The sequence below is a fragment of the Vibrio aerogenes genome (assembly GCF_024346755.1).
GTDB classification, from domain to species: Bacteria; Pseudomonadota; Gammaproteobacteria; order Enterobacterales; family Vibrionaceae; genus Vibrio; species Vibrio aerogenes.
The window spans coordinates 3,527,016-3,543,653 of the sequence record NZ_AP024861.1 but is presented as its reverse complement, the minus strand read 5'-3'; the positions used below and the strand labels follow the sequence as shown (position 1 = coordinate 3,543,653).

The following is a 16,638-nucleotide window of genomic DNA, read 5'->3' as shown; positions in this document are numbered from 1 at the left end:
TCGGGATAAATGACCATGTTAAAAAATATTAATCCGACAGAAACAAAGGCCTGGAAAGCCCTTTCTGCTCATTTTGAATCAGTAAAGAATGTTGATTTAAGTACTTTATTTGCACAGGATGCGCAACGTTTTGACAAGTTCTCTCTGACATTAGGGGATGATATTCTTGTTGATTATTCCAAGAACCTGATTAGCGAAGAAACGCTGAAACTCCTGTTAGAACTAGCTGATGAGGCTGATCTGAAAAGCGCGATTGAAGCGATGTTCAGCGGTGAAAAAATCAATCTGACTGAAAACCGATCAGTACTTCATGTCGCACTGCGTAACCGGAGTAACTCGCCTGTTTATTCCGACGGTGAAGATGTCATGCCGGCAGTGAATGCGGTACTGGAAAAAATGAAAGGTTTTTCTGAGCGTATTATTTCCGGTGACTGGAAAGGATACACCGGTAAAGCGATTACCGATGTGGTGAATATCGGTATCGGTGGTTCAGATCTGGGGCCTTACATGGTGACTGAGGCATTAAGACCCTACAAAAACCAGCTGGAAATGCACTTTGTTTCCAATGTTGACGGAACACATGTTGAAGAAGTGCTGAAAGGATTAAATCCTGCAACAACCTTGTTTTTGATTGCATCGAAAACTTTTACCACACAGGAAACCATGACAAATGCACATACCGCCCGTGCATGGTTTTTGAAAGCTGCGAATGATGAATCTCAGGTTGCCAAACACTTTGCAGCCTTGTCTACGAATGCGAAAGCGGTTGAAGCCTTTGGGATTGATACCGACAACATGTTTGAATTCTGGGACTGGGTCGGTGGCCGTTATTCTCTTTGGTCTGCGATTGGGCTGTCTATTGTACTGAGCATTGGTTATGACAATTTTATTGAGTTACTGACCGGCGCACACGAAGTTGACAAACATTTTGCTGAAACACCGTTTGAAGCAAATGTGCCTGTTCTGCTGGCTTTGATTGGTATCTGGTACAACAACTTTTATGGTGCTGAATCAGAAGCAATTCTGCCTTACGACCAATACATGCACCGTTTTGCCGCTTATTTCCAGCAAGGTAATATGGAATCCAATGGCAAGTATGTCGATCGTAACGGGACGCCAGTAGACTATCAAACCGGCCCGGTCATTTGGGGGGAACCCGGCACAAATGGCCAGCATGCTTTCTACCAGCTGATTCATCAGGGCACTAAACTGATTCCATGTGATTTTATTGCACCTGCAATCTCTCATAATCCAACGGGTGATCATCATCCGAAGCTTCTGTCGAACTTTTTCGCACAAACGGAAGCGCTTGCTTTCGGTAAGTCAAAAGAGAAGGTTGAAGCTGAATTTGCAGCGGCAGGCAAAAGTGCAGCTGAAGTGGCGGAACTGGTACCGTTTAAAGTGTTTGAAGGGAACCGCCCGACGAACTCTTTACTGGTGAAAAAGATTACACCGAAAACGCTGGGTCAGCTGATCGCGATGTATGAGCACAAAATTTTCACACAGGGCGTGATTTGGAACATTTTCAGTTTTGATCAGTGGGGTGTAGAGCTTGGTAAGCAACTGGCAAATAACATCTTGCCTGAACTACAGGACGAGTCTCAAGTGACTTCGCATGACTGCTCGACCAACGGACTGATCAATGCGTACAAGCGTTTTCGCTAGTCCGGGTTGATTTGTCATCCTGAATATAAAAAGGTTGGGAATCCCAACCTTTTTATATCATTATCAATCAAGTTGAATTCGTGCTTACTCAAAACAAATTTCAATGAACGCATTTCCCCATTGTGAAGAAAAAGGCATGATGATAATAGCACCTTCACATTTATGGCGGAGCGTGTGACCTTTTCCTGAAACGACAACTGGCGTCGCCATGTCAAATTCAAAACCACTTTCAGCGAGAATTCGCTTCGCACCCCCTGTGACCATATTGGTAATTTCACCGACCATATCTGTGACTTCTTCATTCAGACCATTTGGACGTTCTCCAAGCATGTTCTGCATGATTTCAAGTGCCAGACTTTCATCAAAGGTGATGGACATAGAGCCTTTTGTTTGCGGCCCGACCATACCGATCAAGCCAGAGATATCCCCACGGGCGATTTCGTCTTTTTTCACCCGGGGCTTTTGTGGCTTTAACTCCAGAGAAGCCATGGTCTTTAAGACATTCATTAATGATGCTAAAAACGGATTTACAAACTCAGCGCGCATAATCTTCTTCTATTGTTTCATTGTTAATTTCAGAGGAACATATCTGGCAGGTTCCATGTGATTCGATTACGTGATTTGTAATCTGAAAGCCATGTTTCTCTGCATTATCTTCCAGTGATGAAATGAAATGCTCACTTTGCACTTCAATCACATCACCACATTTATCACATATTAAAAGATGAGAAAAATGCTTATGTGCGTTACAGGAGCAACACGAGATAAAACTGTTGGTTGACTCAACCCGGTGAATGAACCCTTGCTCCAGTAAAAAATCAAGCGCCCGGTAAACTGTGGGTGGTTTTGCCTGAGGCTCATTTTTTTTGAGTGCTTCAAGTAATTCATACGCACTGGCTGCTTTGTTACTCGAACTGATTAACTCAAACACCTGTTTGCGTTGAGAAGTCAGCCTGACTCCTCTTGCAGCGCATATTTCTTCTATCTGCTTTGTTAAATTGTGGTCCAAATTCATCACCTTAACCACCAGAATCTTATAAGCATATACTAATCCAAGCGTAATATCGTGCAACATTTCTGACAAGTTTAGGTGGTTTACACTGCCTCAGTGTGACACCTTCCCTGAAAAATGAATATTATCAGTCAGGTTCAGTTCATTAGCAGCAGGGAATCACTGTCATCATGCCGGGTTATACTTTTATTATATACAGAAAGATCATACTTGATGGCAATCACCGAAGCTTAAAATTAAAAAAACGATCATAACATTTTTGATTATCTGATAGCGATACAGGCGGGAGCAGGAAGAAATGTGTCAGAAAGCAGGTGTCAAAGAGGCAGACCGGTCTGGTATTCTGCCTCTTTGCCGGGAAGATAAATCATTGTCCTTTGCCGCAGACCATCACCAAAAGTGTTTTGCCGATAATTTTCATATCCATCAGCAGCCAGCTTTTGAATGAATACATTGACAGTGAATAACTGTGATCGAAAGCTACTTTACGTCGTACATCATCGATACAGGTGTCGTATCCCTGACTGATTTGCGCGAGTCCGGTGATTCCCGGTAAAATTCCGTAGGTCCGCTCAGTAAAAAACGGGATTTTTTCTTCAAGATTACTGTAGAAGGCCGGACGCTCCGGTCTCGGACCAATCAGGGACATCTCACCTTTGAGCACGTTGACCAGCTGCGGAATTTCATCCAGCCGGGTTTTTCTAAGGAAACGTCCGATGCGGGTAATTCTCGGATCATTCTCCGTCGCCCATACTGCGCCGGATTGTACTTCTGCGTTTTGCACCATGGTCCGGAATTTAAACATTTCAAACAAATTGACCTGCTCCGGTGTGGATTTCCCCACACGCCACTGACGATAAATAACCGGGCCTGGTGATGTTGCTTTAATCGCAAGCGCCACAATCGGCAATACCGGAGATAAGACAATCAGCCCGGCAAGCGCGCCCAGAATATCAATGCTGCGCTTGACGCTATGAATTAATGGTTGAGTCAATGAAAACATATACATAATGATTACCTCTTGTGGTTTATTTTGGTCCAGCGGTTGGTTTCCATGCCGGATAAATATCTCAACCCGCCCAGCAGGTTGGCCCAGTGACCGGTTAAAAAGTAGTGCATCCACTGGAGTGGTTTATATTGCCGGATGCCGGGAAAGACCTGTGCGACGGCCGGAGTGCTATACACAGTCATCTGTATCAGCAGCAGACCCAGATAAAATGGATGGTGTATCAGCAGCACATTGCAAATCAGACAGGTCAGCATCAAATATGGAATAAACAAACGCAATCCTTTACCGGAAAACAGGGAAAAGGCGATTAATCCGTATTTCGGATTCAGTAACCCGGACAAAACAATCAATTGCTGCATATTTCCCGCAGAGATGCGCAGACGTCGCTGAAAATCCTGTTTGAGCGACGTCGGCTCCAGTTCCAGTGCCCGCATCTCACTGTCGTAAAGTGATTGATAGCCTTGCTTTACGATTTTCATTGGCAGGATAAAATCATCATTAATTGTGTTCTGTGCCAGTGGCTCAAACAGGTGGGTCCGGAAGATATAAAAAGCACCGTGAGAACCCATAGTTGCGCCGGTTGATGCTTCATGTTGTTTGATCTGGCTCTGGTAGTGCCAGTATTTTGCTTCGCCTTCACCCGGTGTTTCCAGCAACTGATACCGGCTGTTGAGTACACCAAGCCGTTCATTTTCGAAATGACGGGCAGCAATCAGCAACGCATCCACGGAAATTAATGCACTGGTGTCACTCAGCACGGTTAGGTCAGAGTCAAATGACTGCATTTCATGATTAATGATCGCGATTTTGCCCCGGTTCTCAGGGTAATCATGAATTTCAAAATAAGTTTCAGCGCAAATTGCTTCCTGAATGGTTTCCTGTGCAATCCGGCTTGTCTCATCCTCGCATCCGTCACAGGCAATGATAATTTTCAGCCTTTTCTTTGGGTAATCGAGCGCAGACAGATTCCTGATTTTTTCAGCAATCCAGCGGGCTTCGTTGTAAGCAGGGATCAGCACTGTCACCGTGGGTAATTCTTCATCAGCCCCGCTGGACTGATAACCCCGGCGGGCTAATGATATTTTTTCTCCGGGATGCCTGCCGGCATACCATCTCAGCCAAAGCGGATAACCGAAATGGTGATAAATAATCAAACCGGCAGCAACCCAGAATGTGACCATGAGTATCGTCATTTCATCGCCTCCAGACCGATTGATTCGTAAGCGGCCACCATCTGCTGAATATTGCAGTGTTTTTCAACATACGCTCTTGGAGAGGTGCTGAGCACGGTTGTTTCTGCATCTTTCAGGGCCTGAATCAGGGAGAAAACACAGTTGGCTTTGACCAGCTTTCCGGTCTGCTGACAAAGGGTTTCTTCGCAAGCGCCGGTATGGGTGACAACGACCGGAATCCCGCAAGCCTGCGCTTCAAGTGGTGAAAGCGGAAAACCTTCACTACGGGAAGGCAGGCAAAATAAATCAAGCGCCTGATAAAAGGTTTGCATGTTATCGACAAGCCCCAGAAAATGCACCCGTTGACTGAGGCCGCTTTCATCTGCAAGCTGTCGAAGCTGCGCTTCCTGACTGCCCTGACCTGCAATGGCTAAGTGATAATTTTCCGGCAGTTGTTTGAAGGCCTTGATCATCTGATCATGTCCTTTGACCCATTCAAGACGTCCGGCACAGCCAATCATATAAGTGGCTTCAGGCAGACCAAGTGTCGTCCGGGCTGATGTTTTGTCGCCAGGAGTGAAGCGTTCACAGTCGACGCCGTTTTTAATGGTCAGCGCATCCGGATAGTTAAAATAGCTGCGAAGGGTTTGTGTGACCTGATTTGCATCGCCAACCAGTACAGGCCGTACCCAGTTCAGCACCACTTTTTCGAGCAAACGATGACGCCAGTTTTGCAGATGCCAGACGTCATGTTCTGTATGAATACAAACCGGAACCCGGGTACTCTTAGCAGCGATGCCGCCATAAATTAACGGACCGATATGATGGGTGTGCACAATATCCGGCCGGGTAGTTTTAAACAGTGCTTTCAACCGGAATAATGTTGTTTTACACCAGCCGGATGATTTTCCCAGAAAGTGCAGTTGCCCCGAGAATGGTCTGAGTCTCGGCCATTTCTCCAGTGCCTGCTGGTGTTCTCCTTCAAGACTGACAATCAAAACCTGATTAGAGGGTGAGGCCAGCCGGAGTAATTCCAGAACCAGACATTCCAGCCCGCCGGGGGATAAGTGTTGAACCACATGAATGGTTGTTGTTTGTTGTGGTGTTGGCTGCATCAATTAAGACTCCTGTGACTTTCTTCTCTGTCCTTCAGGTAGCATTGAATGTGCCAATTTTTTTTATGTTTTAATTCAGTTAGTTATGGTTTGTTTTTCCGGATGAATGTGATTTTCCGGATTTGAGAATCGGAGTGATTTTCTTATTGAGAATAGGGAAGCGGGCCAGGGCGTGTTCCGGAATGACTGATACTGATAATCAACCCGCTTAATCATCTGAGGAATTTGAATAGATATCATATTGTATTAGATGAATAAATAATAAGGATAGCCATTATGCTCTGTGAATCATAAAATATTCCCATTTGAGTTTAATTAAGGTGATGATCAAATGGCACACGTAGCGTATATCACAATTAATGGTGAAAAACAGGGTATGATTTCCAGTGGATGTAACACTAAAGATTCAATGGGAAATAAATATCAGGAAACTCATTCGGATGAAATCTCTTTGATTGAATGTGAACATCATCTATCTAAAGATATTCAGGAACACGGAAAAACGCATACACCGATATTTATTACTAAATTTATTGATAAATCAACTCCGCTCCTTTCAACTGCATTTGCAAAACAAGAACATCTGGACTGTACCATAAATTTTTATCGTACGAATGAGCAAGGCTATAACGAGAAGTTTTATTCGATTGAATTAAAGAAAGCGATCATTTCCAGTATTGATTTTTCATTGCCAAATACAATCAAAAAACATCAGGATGAAATGCATGAAGTGATTGGATTAAGTTACAAAGAAATCATATGGAACCATAAGTCATCCGGAACGATGGGATATGATAACTGGGATCAGGGAGGCTGGTTGGACTAAGCCACGATCGTACTACTCGTCAAAAAACATACTGGAGAGTTTCGATGAATAAAAGTTGCTGTTCTGTCTTGTATATAGCTTTTGGGTTCCTGACTTTTTTGTTGCCGACTGGCGGTTATGCCCAACAGAATATAGCAGACAATATATATCATCACTATATTGAGCAAAACAGGCCGACAGGTTTTATTATTTTATCAAATCTGGAATTATCAGAGGCTTTGCTGAAAGAAATTGAAATGGATTATCAGCAAACAACGGATAAAACGAGCCAATATTATTACGAGTATTTACTGGCGAAAAGAACACAGGAATCCCGATATATTAACCGGTTTATTCAACACTCGAATACCAATATATCTGAACTGGTACAGAATAACTCTTTATGGGTATCGGTGACCAACCCTTTTTATGCACTTCTCTCTGTTTATGCCATGACTGATGCAGAGGCGCTTAAGGTGTTATTTAAACTGTCTCAGTTGTTGGATGGTTCTGCTTTATCGGGTTTATATGAAAACCTATCTGAAATTCAAATGACAAATCCAGATCTGTTTAACAGGGTAAGAAAAACACATCAGTTACCCTTGGATTACTGGCGTTATTTTAAAGATTTAACTGAGAGTACCAAAAATGCCGATACAAATCAGATTTATAAAAAGTAAGCATGGTAAAGGCAGCCGGATGATCGGATATCTGAAATGGGGAGATGCGCAGTTTGAGATCGTGACGGGAGGATATGGTAAAGGTGCGATTCCTGATGGTGTATATAAGATTGAAAAACGTCGGATTGCAGCGGGAAATAAATCGAATATGGAATCTGGATATATCAATCCATTGACTGGAAAAGGTTTTTTTATTCCATTAAAGCCCGGTTTTTCGACACACAGGCATGGTTTTGGGATCCATCCAGATGGGAATCTTCCCGGTACTTTAGGGTGTCTTGGTTTGCAGGGAGCGGATACAAAAAAATTCTGGGATAAATGGATAAAAACACCCATGAGGTTAAGGCCAGATACCTTAATTGTCTCCACAAAGATTGAAGAATAGAGCCTAAATGCGCCGGCTAATCATGGTTTGACTGGACGCATTTGCTCAACTCCTAATCCTCGGTAAAATCGTCAATACTGGTGCCTGGCAGATAGATTCCAGCTCGTCCTGACGACGGATACTGGTATCAAACAACTCCATTAATGTAGCAATACCGATGCCGATGAACAGGCCGGCAAAACCACCGGCGATGACAAAAATCATCAGAGGCAGGTTTGACGGTGTGCTGGGTGTGTAGGGTAAATCGATAATCTTGACCCGTTTGGTTTGCTCGAAGATCCCCAGAGAACCGGTGAGCTGGGCCATTTCGTAACGCTGGATCAGTTCGTCGTACAGATCCCGTTTGATGTCCACATCCCGCTGCAGACGGTGCAGTGTTTTGGCATGATCGCCGAAAGAAAAGGCCTGATTTTCCAGCTTTGTGATCATCTGTTGCAGGCTCTTGGTCTCTTCCTGAAGGCTTTCAAACCGGCTGCGGGTGACCTGTAAATTTTGTAGTTGAGTAATCAGCAGAGGTTTCATCTCACCTTGTTGCGAGACTGAAATGTGACTTGCCATATCCCATAACTGATTGCTGTTCAGCAGGCGCTCGGTTTCACTGAGGAGTTTGGTTCTTTCTGACTCCAGCCGGGATAACTCCCGTTTTTTCGCCTGAACCGAGCTGTGAGCATCCGTGTAACGGGCCTGAAGCAGCGTCAGCTGGCTGCGGATCCGGATAATCTGTTCCTCAATCTTGCCTACAACCGGATTGGTTTTGGAAAGCTGTTGATCCAGACCGCCCAAACTCTTTTTCACCCCGGCCAGTTCAGCCTCTTTCTCAGACAAGGACTGTTTCAGAGAGGCGAGCTGATTCAGGATCTGATTCTGCATTTGCGGGGAAAAAGCAGCGTACTGGTTTTTAAATTCTGCCAGTGCATTTTCTGCGTCATCCAGCGCTGTTCTTCTTTTCTCAATATGAATACTGAGAAACTCGCTTGAATCGCGGATTGATGAACGCTCTGGTGCAAGAAGCTGTTCGATAAAATGATCACTCACCGCCTGAAGTGTTTCTTTCATTCCCTGTGGGGTGCTGGCCTTCAGTTCGATCTTGATAAAATCTTTGCCCAGCATTCTTACATTCAGGCTGCCGGAAAGTTTCGCGATGACATAGTCTATTTGCTGGCTCGTCATTTGCTGATTGATTAACTGCCTTTCTTCAGCGACGGACAGAAGTACATGACGGCTTTTCAGCAAAGTACTGAGGGCACTCATCCGATCATTGAGCATGGTTGAAACGGCCAAATCTTCCAGAAAAGGATTCATCTTCGCCGTTTCCTGAATCAGCATGCTGGTATGTGCCTGATAAGCCAGTGGTGCCATTGAACTGATCAGCGCACCGGCGAAAGGCAGTAACAGAATCGGCAGTACAATCACATATCTTCTGCGCCATGCTGCACCAAGCAGAACTGCAAAGCGAAATTTCAACTCATTCATAACAGCTCCAGTAACTGGGAAATAACATGACTCCGCCGTTGCCAGCTCTCCTGCCGGACAATTGTCGCGGGAGCGATATTCAGGCTGTCCGGATTGCATTCATATCTGCGGAGTGTATCAATCATGGATTCAGCACTATCGGTGACGTTCAGATGAAGCCGGTAGGGCTCGATAGCCGGATAGTCGGTTGTGACGACTGGCCTGCCTGCTGCCAGATACTCCATTAACTTTAACGGACTACAGGCTTGTATTTGCTGATTGAGAATAAAAGGCAACAGGCTGACATCCCAGTGCTGACAGTAAGCGGGCAACTGATGGTGAGCTCTTGGCCCCAGCAGGTGAATATTCGGCAGCTCCGGCAAAGACGGGCGTGATTGTGTTTGTGGTCCGATAAAGACGAACTGCCAGTGGGGTAAGGCTTTGGCGACCTGCCCGATCAGTGTGTCATCGAGCCAGGAAGATAAACTGCCGTAAAAACCGGCGACCGGACCATGCTGCGGCAGATCCTGCGCCCGTGTAACGGGGGTTGAGAAGAGCTCTGTATCGACACCATGAGGCAGCAGACAGGTTTTTTCAGCGGGAAACTTATTCTGTAACGCCGGGCTTGCTGCAAGGATTAAATCTGCTTTACTGACCAAATCGGCCTCATGCCGTGAAATCGTTTGATGGTCAACCCCTTCGAGCGCCGAGAAATCGTCCCCGCAGTAATACACCACATGGCTTTCGCCAAGCTTGCCACATAAATCAGCCGCCGTTGGCAGCGATGTCCATAAGACTGGTTTATTGAGGCGGAACTCTTTGATCATGATTCTCAGCTGGTACTGCATGATCTCACGGGCAATTGTACGTGCCCAGCGCGAGCGTGGCGCAGGAATCGTGACAAGATTTACCACACTGATATTGGTGGCGGGTGGTTTCTCTTCGTACTGATATGCCGGTTTGGATACCCTGAAAAGTTTATGAACAGCACGACGGATATCATGACGGCTCAGGCGGGGCTGACGTAATCCGATCGAATTGACCCAGAGAATCCGGCAATGTTCAGGGAAGTGGGAAATCAGGTGCTGAGTGCTGGATGGCAACCCGCCAAAATCTTCCCCGAACACAATAAAATCACGCATATCGTTCTCCTTACTTCAGTGACCGGATGACTTTGGCCGGATTCCCGGCAGCCAGTACAAAATCTGGTAAATCGTGAATGACCACACTGTCTGAGGCGACAATCGTGCCTTCACCAATCGTGACGCCCTGCTTGACGGACACATTGGTGCCCAGCCAGCAATCGCGTTTGAGATGAATGTCACCGGCCTGATCATCATCATCGGGCTCTCCCCTTGCTCTGCGGGCTGCATCCAGTGGGTGGCCTGAATAGCCACACAGAAATGCCCGTCCGGCGATCCGGACATTATCCTCAAGGATGATCTGCGTGCCGACTGCAAGGGTGGTTTGCCAGCCAATCCCGACATTATGACCAATCCGTAATGTCGGATTTTTTGAGGTGCTGCGTCCGGTCATGGTGGTTTGTCCGGAAATCCGGCAGTCATCCCCCACATAGATTTGCAACGGGCCACTGATATAAGGTGTACCGCTGTACAGATACAGGCGGCGGCCGGTCATGGTTGCCCTGGCACGAAAAACCGGTGTATAAACCAGCCAGCGCATCAGTGTTGAACTGACCGTGGTGCTGAGGGTGTAAATGCCACAAACCAGCCCGTTGTATACACGGGGAGAGGGCAGCTCAAAAGCACGGACCTTTTTTAAGGTTTGAAACATCTGCCGGTGGCGCGGGTTCGGGTGATGTCTGAGCCATTGTTTGAAGTCATGAACCTTTGTGTTCAGCATAATGATTTCCCTGAATCGTGGACTTGTATGCATCACGTTACAAATCTTGTGCCGGGTTTTTATGCTTTTAAAATCAGTCTGTTAGTTGATTTTTCTGCTGGTGCCGGTTTTGATTCTCATTTTGACAATCGTTTTGACTAATCCGGGCGATGGCTACAGTCAGGGCTGCCAGAATATAAACCGGCCAGTTGAAGCCTTGTGTCAGGAAGGTGCCGGATACGATGGTGCCAATCAGGGCGGCATAAACGGCGACAGCATTGGCTGCCAGATGGGGATTGCAGTTTTCAGGCAGAGATTTGAGTGTGCGTGAAGCGGTCCGGATTAAGGACACAATAAACGCAACAAAAATGAACAGTCCGAGAAATCCGGTTTCAGCCAGCACGCCAAACCAGGTGCTGTGAACCGCGTGATTCAGTCCGTCCCAGTGAGGACTGTAAAAAAAGTAGTTTGAATAAAAATTGTTGAGTCCGACACCGAACAGCGGATTGTCCAGCGCCATTTTGAATGCGGCTTCCCAGGCATACAAGCGACCCATTGCTGAAGCGTCAACGCCTTCTTCCGCCGCTCCCCCGGATGCGCGATCGGAAATACCGGCAACACTGTAAAGCAGCAGTGCAGCAATACTGCCCAGAGTAAGCAGCAGGACTTTGCTGCGAATCAGGCGCAACGCAAAAATGCCGAATACCGCCAGTGACCCCAGCAGACCACCCCGGCTTTGTGTGGCAATGACGGCGCTCATTAACAGTGCTGTTGCGATGAGCCCAAGTAAACGCTGTGACCACGGAATGCCTTTGGTGGTACTCAGGCTGATGGAAAATGCCAGCGGAAACATCAGCACCAGCGCCAGATCGTTCGGGTCTCCCAGCATTGAGCCGAGGTCTCTGCCCACGGTGACCCGCGAGCCTTCTACCAGACCGATGCCCTGAATCGAATTACTCATTGCGACCGAACCGACGATCATTCCGGCGCCAATGATCAAAAAAGTCGTCATTTTCAGATTTTTTGCATTATTGACCAGCCAAACGGTCGCCAGCGTCATGATCATGATTTTCCAGTAAATCCCTTTAAAGTTGTTCAGGGCGATGCCCCGGTTGGACGCAAACACGATACCGACACACACCAGTACCCAGAAAATGGCCAGCCAGGTCAGGGACGGATGCCAGTACACTTTGAGCTGGCGGCTGATCAGCACATGCCACATTAATGCGGCCAGTGAACCAAGAGACAAGAGCAAGGGGATTTTGAGCGGGAACAGCGCAGGAATCGCCTCATGGATACGAAAGAAAGAGAAAATGATAAACAGAATTACCAGCCAGAAGGTTTGCGTCAGGGCAAACATCGCAGCCAGAGGCAGGATGGCAATGGCGACAGGAATGACCGGATGAGGGATCAGATACCACATACCGGCCATCAGCAGGCAGACGGTCAGACAGATCACCATTCCCGGCCGGCTGGTTTCTTTCCTCATCGTCATTCAGCTTCTCCTTTCCTTTCCTGTCCGTCTCTATAAGCGCTTTTGAAATCGTGGTAGTGACTGCATCAGCATTGAGCGTATTTCAGCCAGACGCCCTGCCTGATACGGTATCCGGATATAATTCAGAGACAGGGCAAAAAGTATCAGACAAACGGGGGCGGTGATTGCCAGCAACAGCCGGAGATGGGTTGCCTGGACAAACCACGCGGCACTGAGAAATATCCCGCTCATACACAGAAGGCATACCAGCGACGTATGCTGATATGGCAGAGGCTGGTGGCGTTGTCCGATGATTAAAACACACAGGCAGCGAATCCCCTGAGCGGCTGCCAGCGTCCACAAAATCCATTCTATCCCGCGATGCATCAGCATCAGCGTCGTCAGCAGTGTACCAGCGGTCATGATTAAATTCAGACGAAACAGCACGCCGGTTTTTTTCTGGTAAAGCATCCCGAGGTTAAGCAGCTCGGTGATTTCTTTAAACAGTGCAATCACCATTGTCATAATCAACAACTGCTGAGCCGGGTAATAGCTCTGTGGAAGCGCAAGCCGGATAAATATCTGACCGACAAAACAGATCAATACCGCCAGTGCCAGAATATAAACAATGCCTGCCTGAGTTTGCCGGACAGCCGCTTGTCCGCCTTGTTCTGATAACACCTGAAACCGCTTTGGCATCCACCACATCCCAAAAGGCTGCACTAAAATACACATCGCCAGGGCAAACTTGGCGGCAATGGCGTAATAGCCCAATGTTGTCAGATCGGAGGCATAGGCAATCATCCAGCGCTCAGCACCGCTCAGACCAAACGCGATTAAGGCGGATAACATCAGTGGAGTGCTGTAAGCCAGCAGTTGTTTTGCCTGTGTGGGCGGGCGGACCGGAAAACCGTTTACCCGGTGTAGAATGACCAGCTGAACATAGCGGGTGACTGTGCCGGCGAGTAAAATACCGGTGACGGAAGGATGCCAGAGCAAGACGCCGGTAATCATCATAATTTGCAGCACAGTTGTGAGCACGCTGACACTGAAAAAAGTGGTTGCCCGGTCATTCATCCGCAGCCACGCCAGATGAAGAGAAACAGGGCCTTCAAAAGCAAGTGCCAGTATCAATAGCGCACTCTCAGTTTTCGTCAGCGGAATGCTTTGCCACCATGCTTCAGGCAACGTCAGCAATATTGTCAGAAGCAGCACACCAATGCCGGTGCCTATCAGCATGGAAAATGTCATTAATCCTGCCGCCTGATGAAAGCGTTTGAGCTGATCCGTCAGATGGCCGACAAAACGATACAGGTTTTCATGCATGGCAGCTGTGGACAAAATACCGAGAAAAGCGCCGATACTGGCGATCAACTCCAGCTTTCCCAGCTGTCCCGCATCCATATAGTGGGTCATGACCGGCAGCATCAGCAGTGACAGGCCTTTCATCATCAGCAGGCTGGTCCCGTAAATCAGCATGGAATGGACGGTTTTTCGGGTCATTGCGTCTCTCCTGCAGGGAATTGACTGCAACCGACCGGTGTATGCGGGTTTTGAATGCAGTCAGCTGCCGGCTGATAAGTGATCTCGGCCTGATAATCCTGAGCCTGTCTGGCCGCAGACTGACCCAGACGTTGAATCAGAGCCGGATGACGGACCGCCTGAAGGATGGCTTCTGCCAGACTTTGCGGATCATCTGGCTGGTATTTCAGACAGTTCACATTGTGGGTTAATACGGTATCCCAGTAAGCATTATCGCGCGGAATAATGACGCACATTTCAGCAGCCATTGCTTCGAGAACGGACAAGCCAAAGGGTTCATTGTTGCTGGTGGAGACAAAAATATTACTCTGACTGCGGATTTGGTCCAGATTGTCCGGATCGTGAAACCAATAGACCCGTTCCATACGCTGTGGAGCCTGACTGACTTCAAGGGAAGAATCTTTGGGCCGGATAAAACAGATATTGGCTGACAGCTGAGGTTGTTCACCGGCAAAACTTTTCAGTGCTTCGAGCAGTAAATCCAGTCCTTTCCATTTAAGTAAAGAGGCACACCAGAATAATGTTGGCTGGTTGTACTGGCAGGGTGTGGGCCAGTTTTTTTGGCTGAGTCCGTTGGTCAGGGGATGAAAATGAGGTGATGACAGCGCTTTGCGGGTCAGGGCTTCTGCCTTATCCGCCGGGGTTCCTGACCGGTAACCGGCCCGGATAGCATCCGCCATACTGCTGCGGGCTGACGCGAGAAAAAAAACCTGATCGGCTTTCATCAGAGCGCGGCCTGTGGCCCGTGATCGCCCGACCGGTCCGTGTATCAGCTGAATGATCCGGCATTTGAAGAGGCTGTTCAACAGATACAGGGCCATATCCACGCCGGGTCCGGATGCACCAATCAGGGTATCAAACGGACCGGCAGAGAACCGGAGACGCAATAACATCATCAGGTAGATCAAATGCTTCATCCAGAAAGCCATGCCCTGTGTTGCCCGGCTGAATTGCCCGGCAGACCGGAGAGCGATAATCCGGATATGGTTTGCCTGCCGTGCACTTTCCCGCCATGAATCCGGGTCTCTTGTTGCGATCGTGAAACGGACTTTTTTTGGGTCACATAACGCGATGATTTCGCGGGTGGCAATCTTGGAGCCCCCCTTGAATGCAATTGGATCAAAAACCAGACAATGTTGTACCGGGCTGTGTTTCTCCGGGCCGTGTTGTGCTGCCATATCAGCCTCCCTGAAACAGTCGTTTAGACACGTAAGTTTTGATCGGGCGGCAGGCCGCAAACCATGAAAGACTGGGGATGTAACGGGCTGCAAGCGCCTTGCGGTAATGGGATTCAATCGCCTGAGTATTATGCTCAATCGTATAATTTTTGCGGATATGCGCATTGGCATTTTGGGCGAGTTTCCGGGCCGCTGCCGGGTTTTTCAGCAGCAGACGCATCATATCAACCATGGGTTTGACACCGGTGTTCTTGTACAACAGACCGTGCTTTTTATGACTGATGATTTCCGGAATACCGCCGGTTTCCGGCGCGATAATCGGCAGCTCAGCCAGTGCCGCTTCAGTAATCACCAGACCGAAAGGTTCATTTCTGGCACCACTGATGAATGCATCAGCACCCCGCATCCAGCCCATGGCATTGTCTTTCTCGCCGACAAAATGGACCTGCTCTGTCAGATGAAGCTCATCTGCAATCAGTTCGAGATTCTTGCGTAATGGCCCGTCACCAATCACAACCAGATGGGTTTGCGGATACTCCAGTGCCACGTGTCTGAGTGCAGAGAGGATTCTGTCAATACCTTTACGTTTAATCAGTGAACCAACGGTCAGAAAAACAAAGGCATCTTCAGGTAAATCAAGATACTCGTGAATATCGACGGCAGCATACTCAGAAAGGCGTTCCGTATCGATTCCGTTATGAATGACGGAAAGCCGGGATTGCGGATAACCATCACGAATCAGAGAGCGGGTGACAGCACTGCTGACCGCGATGATTTTGGGTGAAAAATGCAGCCCGAGTGTCAGCCGGTCACGGGCCGGGTAATCGGTGTGAATCTGAGTCAGCAGCGGAATATTCATCATTCTGGCACTGAAGTTCATCCACTGACAGGGGGCTGCGCTGTTCAGATGAATCATATTGATTTGATTTGATCGAATCATCTGCATGCCCTGTTTCACTAATCTGAACCAGGCCAGCAGGTCAATCCGCGGTTTCCGCCAGCCAAACAGCAGCGGAAACTCTGACAGCTCACTATGCAACCCCATCCGTTTGACTTCGGTATGCAAAGCTTCACTGTTGGTCCAGATAAACGGACGAAAGCTGTTTTTATCCAGATGAGCGAGGTGTTCCAGCAGGCAGCGTTCACTGCCGCGAATCCAGTTATCGCCGTAGTGAACAAACAAGATATGATGCTTTTTTTTCATGGGTTCCTCCTTGGTTACACTGAGATATAGCAAAGGAGGTGCCAATAAATGATGTTTTTATCTTATTGAATTTTAAGTGATTCTTGGCTGGTTTTTTCTGTTC

The 16,638-nt window shown here is 47.6% G+C and carries 16 protein-coding genes; 4 read left to right on the top strand and 12 right to left on the bottom strand.

What is annotated here, in order from left to right; genetic code table 11:
- Nucleotides 1-15: 15 nt before the first annotated feature.
- The gene (gene pgi, locus OCV29_RS15765) at nucleotides 16-1,665 is read left to right on the top strand and encodes a glucose-6-phosphate isomerase (protein WP_073604186.1); all 1,650 of its coding nucleotides are present in this window, start codon (nucleotides 16-18) and stop codon (nucleotides 1,663-1,665) included.
- Nucleotides 1,666-1,749: 84 nt separating this feature from the next.
- Here the strand turns inward: pgi and OCV29_RS15760 are convergent, their stop codons facing one another.
- The 5 genes from OCV29_RS15760 to OCV29_RS15740 form a co-directional block, all read right to left on the bottom strand.
- Nucleotides 1,750-2,211, bottom strand: a complete 462-nt coding sequence (locus OCV29_RS15760; protein ID WP_073604167.1) for a chemotaxis protein CheX — start codon at nucleotides 2,209-2,211, stop codon at nucleotides 1,750-1,752.
- Nucleotides 2,201-2,680 (bottom strand): zinc uptake transcriptional repressor Zur, encoded by a 480-nt coding sequence (gene zur, locus OCV29_RS15755; protein WP_073604185.1) that lies wholly within the window; start codon nucleotides 2,678-2,680, stop codon nucleotides 2,201-2,203. The genes OCV29_RS15760 and zur overlap by 11 nt, the downstream gene beginning before the upstream one ends.
- 364 nt (nucleotides 2,681-3,044) lie before the next feature.
- Nucleotides 3,045-3,680 carry a sugar transferase gene (locus OCV29_RS15750; protein ID WP_073604184.1) on the bottom strand — a complete coding sequence of 212 codons (636 nt, stop codon included), beginning with the start codon at nucleotides 3,678-3,680 and terminating at the stop codon, nucleotides 3,045-3,047.
- Between the two features lie 11 nt (nucleotides 3,681-3,691).
- On the bottom strand, nucleotides 3,692-4,879 hold the full coding sequence (locus OCV29_RS15745; RefSeq protein ID WP_073604166.1) for a glycosyltransferase family 2 protein: 1,188 nt from the start codon (nucleotides 4,877-4,879) through the stop codon (nucleotides 3,692-3,694).
- Nucleotides 4,876-5,973 carry a glycosyltransferase gene (locus OCV29_RS15740; protein WP_073604165.1) on the bottom strand — a complete coding sequence of 366 codons (1,098 nt, stop codon included), beginning with the start codon at nucleotides 5,971-5,973 and terminating at the stop codon, nucleotides 4,876-4,878. Before OCV29_RS15740 ends, OCV29_RS15745 begins: the two co-directional genes overlap by 4 nt.
- A 331-nt stretch (nucleotides 5,974-6,304) precedes the next feature.
- Between OCV29_RS15740 and tssD the strand changes: the two genes are divergently transcribed.
- The 3 genes from tssD to OCV29_RS15725 are packed head-to-tail and all read left to right on the top strand — an operon-like array spanning nucleotide 6,305 to nucleotide 7,843.
- The gene (tssD, locus tag OCV29_RS15735) at nucleotides 6,305-6,799 is read left to right on the top strand and encodes a type VI secretion system tube protein TssD (protein ID WP_073604164.1); all 495 of its coding nucleotides are present in this window, start codon (nucleotides 6,305-6,307) and stop codon (nucleotides 6,797-6,799) included.
- Between the two features lie 44 nt (nucleotides 6,800-6,843).
- Nucleotides 6,844-7,458 (top strand): hypothetical protein, encoded by a 615-nt coding sequence (locus OCV29_RS15730; protein ID WP_073604163.1) that lies wholly within the window; start codon nucleotides 6,844-6,846, stop codon nucleotides 7,456-7,458.
- 19 nt (nucleotides 7,459-7,477) lie between these two features.
- On the top strand, nucleotides 7,478-7,843 hold the full coding sequence (locus OCV29_RS15725) for a hypothetical protein (protein ID WP_139281599.1): 366 nt from the start codon (nucleotides 7,478-7,480) through the stop codon (nucleotides 7,841-7,843).
- 45 nt (nucleotides 7,844-7,888) lie between these two features.
- Here the strand turns inward: OCV29_RS15725 and OCV29_RS15720 are convergent, their stop codons facing one another.
- From OCV29_RS15720 to OCV29_RS15690, 7 genes are all read right to left on the bottom strand, one after another.
- A complete protein-coding gene (locus OCV29_RS15720; protein ID WP_073604161.1) occupies nucleotides 7,889-9,316 on the bottom strand; it encodes a GumC family protein in 1,428 nt (475 codons plus the stop codon).
- Nucleotides 9,313-10,437 carry a glycosyltransferase gene (locus tag OCV29_RS15715; protein ID WP_073604160.1) on the bottom strand — a complete coding sequence of 375 codons (1,125 nt, stop codon included), beginning with the start codon at nucleotides 10,435-10,437 and terminating at the stop codon, nucleotides 9,313-9,315. Before OCV29_RS15715 ends, OCV29_RS15720 begins: the two co-directional genes overlap by 4 nt.
- A 10-nt stretch (nucleotides 10,438-10,447) precedes the next feature.
- Nucleotides 10,448-11,158, bottom strand: a complete 711-nt coding sequence (locus tag OCV29_RS15710) for an acyltransferase (protein WP_073604159.1) — start codon at nucleotides 11,156-11,158, stop codon at nucleotides 10,448-10,450.
- A 73-nt stretch (nucleotides 11,159-11,231) separates the two neighbouring features.
- Nucleotides 11,232-12,632 (bottom strand): O-antigen ligase family protein, encoded by a 1,401-nt coding sequence (locus OCV29_RS15705; RefSeq protein WP_370737201.1) that lies wholly within the window; start codon nucleotides 12,630-12,632, stop codon nucleotides 11,232-11,234.
- Nucleotides 12,633-12,662: 30 nt separating this feature from the next.
- Nucleotides 12,663-14,114 (bottom strand): lipopolysaccharide biosynthesis protein, encoded by a 1,452-nt coding sequence (locus OCV29_RS15700; protein WP_073604158.1) that lies wholly within the window; start codon nucleotides 14,112-14,114, stop codon nucleotides 12,663-12,665.
- A complete protein-coding gene (locus OCV29_RS15695; protein WP_073604157.1) occupies nucleotides 14,111-15,331 on the bottom strand; it encodes a glycosyltransferase family 4 protein in 1,221 nt (406 codons plus the stop codon). Before OCV29_RS15695 ends, OCV29_RS15700 begins: the two co-directional genes overlap by 4 nt.
- 1 nt (nucleotide 15,332) lies before the next feature.
- Entirely contained in the window at nucleotides 15,333-16,535 is a 1,203-nt protein-coding gene (locus OCV29_RS15690; protein ID WP_073604156.1) for a glycosyltransferase, read from the bottom strand.
- Nucleotides 16,536-16,638 lie beyond the last annotated feature (103 nt).